Source organism: Actinopolymorpha alba DSM 45243 (assembly GCF_000373925.1).
Classification (GTDB): Bacteria; Actinomycetota; Actinomycetes; order Propionibacteriales; family Actinopolymorphaceae; genus Actinopolymorpha; species Actinopolymorpha alba.
This window is the reverse complement of sequence record NZ_KB892787.1, coordinates 38,376-45,924: the sequence shown is the minus strand read 5'-3', so window position 1 is coordinate 45,924 and position 7,549 is coordinate 38,376. Positions and strand designations below refer to the sequence as shown.

Below are 7,549 nucleotides of genomic sequence, written 5' to 3'. Positions count from 1 at the left end.
GTTGAGGGTTCATCCCCTCTCGCGGGTTCAAATCCCGCCGCCTCCGCGCTGAGCTGCACAAACGTGCAGGCACGGACGCCGGGCCAACCCCCTCACCAGGGGCGGCCCGGCGCGTTCCGTCTCAGTCTCAGTTCCCGTCTCATCCATCAGGGTCTCGGCCAGGCATCGGCTCAGCCAGCGCCGCCCGCCCGGAAGGTGCCTGGAAGGGGTCGGCGAAGTACTGGGTCTCGTGCGTGACAAGACCGTCGGTGAACTCCATGATGCTCACCGAGTAGGTGGGCACGCCGTCATAGGTGATCACGCACTCGCTAACCCAAAGCTCGCCACCACCCAGGATCCGGAGGATGGTGAAATGGCGTTCGGCCGGGTGCCCGCCGCGTTGCGTCTTGATCCTTGACAAGCCCCGGAAGCGCTCCCCGGACTGCGGGTAGTCCAGGATCGCGTCTGCAGCGTAGATCGCGTGCTCAGCGTCGATGTCCCCGCGCTCGGAGGCCTTCCAATGCTGCTCTAGCCGGGCCCGGGTCCTGGCGTCAGGATCCATGGTCCTGCTCACCTGGGCCGATGAGCGTCCGGGCTACGTCGGTTAACAGACAGATCGAGATGACGATCAGCATGACGGTGAAGATCAAGTTTGATCCGTCCACTGTGCTTGCCTCCTTACAGTCCGCCGCACTTGTCGGGGATCGCAACGCAACGAGGCGGGCCGCGTGCCAAGACCACGGCAGACGGACCAGAATGAAGTGCCCGTGTCGGTGGACGTACCTATCGGAAACCCATAGGCGTCACACTAGCCGCTCCCAACGTGGCGGCCATGCTTCACGCGTACAGCGCCTTCCAGCTTCGTTAGGCCAGGCTCTGGCGGTGTGCGGCGAGCCAGGCGGCCTCAGTATCCAGCTCGTCAAGATCGCCTCTTGCGAGAAAGTCAGTGAACGGTGCGATGCCGGCGGCTCCGAGCGTTGCGACTCGTTGACGCTCGGCGGACTGAAGGGCGCTGAGCGCGTCGAGCACCGCTGCCGGATCAGCGCCGTACGCATCGCACAGAATCGTGAACCTGTGCCGTAGGTCTGGCTCCTCAGCAAAACCGCAGGCCCGCCAGCCAGCCTCGCCACGAAAGAACGGAACTGCGTACCACGCCGCTTGAGCCAGATCCCAGAGAGGTGGGGCTGGTTCGGCGAAGTCCCAGTCGATCAGACCGACCAACCGCTCCGCGTCCCAGATCGTGTTCCACATTCCCAGGTCGCCGTGGCGGATGCTGCCGCCTGGCAACGGGGGTCCCGCCACAGTCGTACGCCAGACTGCGCCAGGTGGAGGTGTGAAGGACTGGACCGCCTCTGCCAACTCCCGCAACATCCGACCGATTGCGCGTAGGCCATCGTCCGTGCGCAGCACTGGTGGCCACGGTCGCAACCCCGGGGCGCCATCGATGTAGGTCAGGACCTCCCGTCCGAGGTCATCGATCCCGAGCACCCTCGGGGAGTAAGGGAAGCCAACCGATTCCAGGTGACGGAGCAGTGCGTGTACGGCAGGCGTCCACGGTCCGGTCGGGCGCCTCACGGTGTCCCCGACGCGCCAGACGTCGTTGACCACACCACCAGTGAGTCTCTCTCCGAAGCTTTCAGTGCTGTCAGGCATCTGCCCAACCCTGCCCGGCGTCCTCGGCTGCGCGCAATCCACTATTGGGCGGCGCCGGTGGGGAGCCAACCGAGGAACCGCCGACCTTCCGCTATTCAGGCGGAGCATTGCGACTTGCTCAGCTGTTCAGAGAAGGTGATCGACCATGCCTGATGATCGTTCGCAGGGGCGCGGGCTGGTCGAGTGGGATGCGATGACGGTCGACTGTCCGGAGCCGAACTGTCGGGGCCTTCGGCGTCGTTAGTTCCTCCTGCATCAGCGGAGCGTGCCGTAGTGCCAGAGCTGGCGCGCGTGGGGCTCTTTCCCGTCAGACGTCGCCCACATGATCGTCCTCCCGGCGAGCATGACCTCTGCGAGTCCAGGGGCGTCGCCGAGGTTGTGCAGGCAGCCGGTCCGCAGGTCGAGGAGGTAGTTGCTGGCGGGGGCATAGCTCCCGTCACGGAACCCGACGGCGGTGGGGCCGATACTGAACGATCCCAGGTTCTCTTCGGGTGCCTCGATCTGGGCGATCTTCCGGTCTCCGGCGTAGACATAGACGGTGTCACCGGGATTGTCGTGGCCCGCGTCTCTCCCCTCGACCCAGACCACCATGTCGCCGTACGCCACGAGGCCACCCACCTGCCCGTGGGGGCGATCCCGTGAGCCGCGGTGGATCAGCGTGGTCGCTCCAGTAGTCAGCGACTTTCGGTAGATCGCGTACTCAGGATTGTTCGGATGCTCACCGTCGCCGAGGTAGTAGAGCCAGTCACCGGCCGCGACCGGCCAGGCCGCATCGTCGGCGATGATCGCGGTCCGCTCGGGTGAGTCCAGCTTCTTGCCGTAGACGACGTTGATCGGCGGCTTGCCCGTCACGGGATTCGCTCGTTGGCGTGTCCAGTAGACCCAGCCGTTGTTCAGCGTCAGGCTCGCGATGCCATCGTCGCGGTCCGCGCGGGCGACTGTGGTGACATGTCCCGTCTTCCGGTTGGCCGCATACAACGTCCAACCTGGCAGGCGTGGTTTGTATCCCTCCGTGAAGTCGATCCAGACGACATGCTCGTCGTCGAACGCTGGATCCGACGTGTGCATGTCCCGATCGACGTCTTCCGCGGCCCGGATCAGCTGGGACTTCCCAGTCCTCGGATCGATCACCGCCAGTGCGCCGGGATGCCACGAGCTGGCGTCCTGCCCGATCTTGTGACTGTGCGCACCGATCTCGACGAGCACCTCGCCCGACTCGCCGAGTGTCCGTGGCGATCCGTACGTTTCGAGCTGGCGGGCGTCGGAGGACACTCGTTCGGCGGTCACGATCCGCGAGGTCGCCAACGGGATCGCTTCGCGCGTCGTCAGTCGCAGCGGATCACAACGGGTTGGGGAGCCCGGCGATGGCGTCGGCGCTGACGTGGGCACGGATGTGGGCGCCGCCGTCGACGGAGCGGGCGACGCCACCGCCTGGACCGCGGCGACCGGCCAGGGTGTGCCGGGCGCTGGAGGCACAACCGGTTCGGGATCTGGCGAGCACGCGGTGAGAACCGCAACCGTCGCGGCCGTAACCGCAAGGATTCGCCGCATGGCAGGACCGCCCTTCACTGACAGTTCGCAGAACAACGCTCCGGAACCGCCCCACAGGCGAGCGGCCAGCGCACAGTAGCCATAAATCGCCAAGCCGCGCAGGGAAAATAGTGACTGTTCATCCGGACGACAGGAGGAGCCAGGGCCGAGCCAGGTCAACATCTCCGTACTTGCGATCAGCTACGGATCGTTGTTACCCGGGTTCGGGATCAGCTTCTGGCAGGCCACGGTCGCCGGCGCCGTCGGCGCGGTCCTGTCGTTCCTCCTTTTGGGGATCGTGTCGCTGGCCACGCTGGCGACGGCGACGGCGACGGCGACGGCGACGGTGTTCGGCCGGCTGGGTTGGTCTTACGGCACCGCGACGAAGGGGGTTGCGTTCCAATTGCTCGGGCCCCATCGCGTCGGCCAGCTACTGCCAAAAGGACTGCTCCGCCAGTCCGGCCGAGTTCACGCCCACCAGCACGTCTGCCCCGAGCCGATCTCGCTCATCGAAGGCGGCAGCCACCCCTGCGGCGACGGCCTCCAAGCAGCGCGGGCTGCCGCCGTGGCCGGAAACAGCTGTCGGGCCGCCTCAAGGAGCTCGCGGGCCTTGACGATGGCGACTTCGGCTTCCTCTAGGCCGACTTTTGACGAGTCAGGCTTTCAGATCCCAGATCCGACGTCTCGGATCCCATCGTGCGTCCTGGGTCAACATCGCGCCCAGCACGGGGTCGGTGAACGAGGCGATCGCAATGAGCGCATCGTGCAACTGCACAGGCAGGTCGTGGGTGTGGGTGTGTCGACGCCGCCAGCTGGACCATTTGGCCTGTGCCATAGCGGGCATGGCGGTCAGCGTGGGCAGTAGTGGCCGCAGACTCACCCGCCGGTAGGCAGCCACCGTCTCCAACGCCGTGCGTAGATCAACGGCCGTCATCTCGTGTCGAGCGCTGATGGTGAGAAGGTCAGCGAAGTCGCGCCATCGCGTGTTGGATTCGGCGCGCTCGAGAACGGTCACGGTCTTCTCCGCGATGACCATGGGGAGGGGATAGCCGAGAACCTGGACCGGTTCCTGCCCTAGATGCGTCAGACGGGGAAGCGTGATCGGAGTGGGTGCGGGCCAGATCGGGTCACCGAAGTTGACGTCAATCCCGATAGGGAGGCGGGCGCGCCCAAGCGCTGCGGTCAGTCGGACGCGGACGCCAGCGTAGTCTCCGTCCTCGCGGATGGTGTCCGCGGTGATTGAGGATGAGTTGAACTCCAGTCCGTCGTCGATGTCGATGGCGGCAAGCTCACGGATCCGTTCGAGCACATCATCGATCTCGTTGGCGACTCGGGTTGCCTGCAGGTCGATGTCTTTGGTCGGCCGGCGCAGGCTGAAGGCGGCAAGCAGCACACCACCTTTGAGGACGAAGTCTTCGCGGTAGCGCGAGGCGGCCAGGCGGGCCAGCAGGCCCTCGAGCGCATAGAGCGTCAGGAGTTCCTGGACATCCCCGCCGGTGCTCCGGGCGAGCTTCTGGATGGCGAGAAAGGCGTCGCCGGCAGGCGCCCCCTTCCGCGGAGCCGGGCTCACAGCAGGATCTCCAGCGCCGAACGCAACGCCGGCAAGGCGTGGGGAAATGAGCGAGCCAGTTCGAGCAGTGCCGCTGGTGTGTTGCCGCGGCGGCGCAACCATCTCTTCAACGCGTCGTTGGCGATGTCGGAGCCGATCTCGTGACGCAGGCGGAAGATGTCGATGATCGTTCGTTCTGGCGAGTAGAGCCCGATCGTAAGACCTTCAGCGGTCACCCGGTGTTGAGTGCGTCCAAGGCCGAACGTCGCACGGTCGAAGGAGTGCCAATGGATCGGCGCGAACCGGACGGATAGGGTCCGCTCGCCCCTGGGCAGGGCGATGTCTGTCTCACGTGGAATCTCGTCGGTCAAGTCGTGCAACGAGAGGGCCGACAGCAGGCAGATCGTCGCATCGGGCTTTCGGAGGCCGATCGCGGCCCAGCTCGCCGTCGTATCGTCCAGTTCGCCGGGTCGGACGTAGATTCCTGGTGCGATCTGCTCGAGCTGGCCGGCATGAGCCATCGCGTACAGCTGATGCTTGGACAAGCCAAGTTCGGCTAGGTCGGCTCGACTGATCACGGTCGGCAATGCCGCGATATCCATAACCCCACCTCGGACGAATTGCTTACAGATCGATGCTACCTGTAAGCAATTCGTTTGTCATGAGCGGGAGCACCTGCTCGTACGGTGAGGCCCGGCTCAGGCCCGCCAGCGCGGATCGCGCTCCCGATCCGGTCGCGCCTGACCGTGCAGAACGTGATCCGGGATGGGTTCAAGAACGTGAGGTTGCGTTGAGCCAAGACCGAGTCGCCCGTGAGATAGGCGTCGTTTCCGACAAGTCGGACAGCGAGCGCGTACTGGTCAAGCGCGGGGCGGCGGCGCCGCCTGCCGTCGAACGGACGGCCGCATCCTGAAGCTTTCGTTGTCGGGGCCGCTCTGGTGCGCGCAGACTAATGCGGGAAGCTCTCCGGACTGGGAGAGCGGTTTCCCAGGAGAGAAACTTCGGGTCGTCTCGGGAGAGGACTCCATGAACGACGGCAGCGCGCCCACCCCCGACACCTTCTACGACTTCGCCCCGTGGGCGTACCGCCGGCAGGCTGACGAGGCCGAGCGCAAGGTCCAGTTGGGATGGCAGGCGCAGCTCTCACAGCGCGGCGACGTCAGCTTCGCCGAGGACGCCTTCGTCTCGTCCCTCGCCGCGGTCATCCCGAAGCGACTCCGGGTGGGCGAGAGCTCTTACATCGCGGCACACGCGTACGTGCTCGTGGACGACTTCGAGATGGGCGCCGAGAGCACCCTCAACCCCTACTCCGTGGTCCGCGGGCGGGTACGCATGGGCAACCAGGTGCGGGTCGGAGCCCACACCTCCCTCCTCGGCTTCAACCATTCGATGGCGCCCGACCGTCCGGTCTGCAAGCAACCCACGACCAGCCGGGGTATCACCATCGGCGACGACGTGTGGATCGGATCGCACGTGGTCGTGGTCGACGGAGTGACCATCGGCGACCATGCGGTCATCGGAGCGGGCTCCATCGTGACCAAGGACGTCCCGGCCTGGGCCGTGGTCGCCGGCAACCCGGCCCGGCAGATCCGGGACCGTCGCGACGCCCGAGACAGCGATCGGGCCGGCGACCGGAGCGACCGGAGCGACCGGGGCGACCTGGGCGGCCGGGCGTCGGAGCGGGACCTGGCCACCCGGCTGGGGGCGTTCGCCGACAAGGCGCGCGGCCAGGCCGCCGACGTACTCTCCCGCTGCTGGCAGGCCGACTCCGACAGCGAACTCGGCGGACGGTTCCTCGATCGGCCGGATGCGGGGTCGACCGTCCGGGCCTGGTGCGACGCCGTCGAGATCGCTGACCTGCTGCTCGGATCGGCGCCACCACAGGTCGGCGGCGAGGCGATCGCGGCCCACCTACGGTCGCTCCAGGACCCCGACACCGGCCTCGTTCCGGAGTACTCCGAAGGTACGCAACCTTCCCTTGACAGTGGTGGAGGTAGCTACCACATCCTCTGTGTGGGCTACGCCCTGCAATTGTTGGGAACGTCGTTCGCGCATCCCGTGCGGGCCGTGTCCGAGATGGAACCCGCTGACCTGATCGCGCGCCTGGAATCCATGCCGTGGAATACCCGCGGCTGGCACTCCGGCTCCTGGGTCGATGCGTTCGGCACCGGCGTCTACCGCAACTTGGTCGACTTCGGCCTGCGCAGCCCGGCCGAGCCGCTCTTCGGCTGGCTGCTCGCGAACGCCGATCCGTTCCATGCCATGTGGAGCCAGCCTGATGGGCAGCAGCGTTGGCTGCAGCCAGTCAACGGGTTCTACCGGCTCACCCGTGGGACGTACGCGCAGTTCGGGCTTCCGCTGCCGTATCCGGAGCAGGCCGTCGACACGGTCCTCACCCACAGCCGAGACGCGGCGTACTTCGGAGAAGGTCGTGGCAATGCCTGCAATGTCCTCGACGTGATCCACCCACTGTGGCTGGCCGGGAAGCAGACGCGTTCCCGGCGCCAGGAGGGCGAGGTCTGGGCGCTCGGGCAGTTGGAGCGGGCGTTGCTGGGTTGGCGTGACGGCGAGGGTTTCTCCTTCGCCATGGAACGTGGGCCCGACCGTCAGCGGACTGCCGGCCTTCAGGGCACCGAGATGTGGCTCGCCATCATCTGGTTGCTCGCCGACTACCTCGGGGAAAGCGACGCGCTCGGCTATCGGCCGCGTGGCGTACACCGGCCGGAGCCGGCGGCATCGTTACGCGGACTCCAGCCGCGTTGATTGGGTCGGGGGCACCCTTGGCCAATAGAGCCGTACAAGGGCGCCCCCGACCCAGAAACCTCCGCGTCCAGGAGA

At 66.4% G+C, this 7,549-nt stretch carries 6 protein-coding genes; 1 reads left to right on the top strand and 5 read right to left on the bottom strand.

Features of this window, described 5'->3' with window-relative positions; all coding sequences use genetic code 11:
- Positions 1-139 precede the first annotated feature (139 nt).
- The 5 genes from B141_RS0129485 to B141_RS0129460 all read right to left on the bottom strand — a co-directional run bounded on the left by B141_RS0129485 (position 140) and on the right by B141_RS0129460 (position 5,313).
- Positions 140-553 carry a nuclear transport factor 2 family protein gene (locus tag B141_RS0129485; RefSeq protein ID WP_202805965.1) on the bottom strand — a complete coding sequence of 138 codons (414 nt, stop codon included), beginning with the start codon at positions 551-553 and terminating at the stop codon, positions 140-142.
- A gap of 290 nt (positions 554-843) precedes the next feature.
- The gene (locus B141_RS43455) at positions 844-1,632 is read right to left on the bottom strand and encodes an aminoglycoside phosphotransferase family protein (RefSeq protein ID WP_020578791.1); all 789 of its coding nucleotides are present in this window, start codon (positions 1,630-1,632) and stop codon (positions 844-846) included.
- A 255-nt stretch (positions 1,633-1,887) separates the two neighbouring features.
- Complete coding sequence (locus B141_RS0129470) at positions 1,888-2,919, bottom strand: hypothetical protein (RefSeq protein WP_157181388.1); 1,032 nt, start codon at positions 2,917-2,919, stop codon at positions 1,888-1,890.
- An 898-nt stretch (positions 2,920-3,817) separates the two neighbouring features.
- The gene (locus B141_RS0129465; protein ID WP_020578789.1) at positions 3,818-4,732 is read right to left on the bottom strand and encodes a nucleotidyl transferase AbiEii/AbiGii toxin family protein; all 915 of its coding nucleotides are present in this window, start codon (positions 4,730-4,732) and stop codon (positions 3,818-3,820) included.
- Positions 4,729-5,313: a type IV toxin-antitoxin system AbiEi family antitoxin domain-containing protein gene (locus B141_RS0129460; protein WP_020578788.1), complete on the bottom strand. Its 585-nt coding sequence runs from the start codon at positions 5,311-5,313 to the stop codon at positions 4,729-4,731. Before B141_RS0129460 ends, B141_RS0129465 begins: the two co-directional genes overlap by 4 nt.
- A gap of 424 nt (positions 5,314-5,737) precedes the next feature.
- Here B141_RS0129460 and B141_RS52390 point away from each other — a divergent pair, with 424 nt between their 5' ends.
- Positions 5,738-7,474, top strand: coding sequence for an acyltransferase (locus B141_RS52390; RefSeq protein ID WP_020578786.1), 1,737 nt, complete (start codon positions 5,738-5,740; stop codon positions 7,472-7,474).
- The last annotated feature ends 75 nt before the right edge of the window (positions 7,475-7,549 follow it).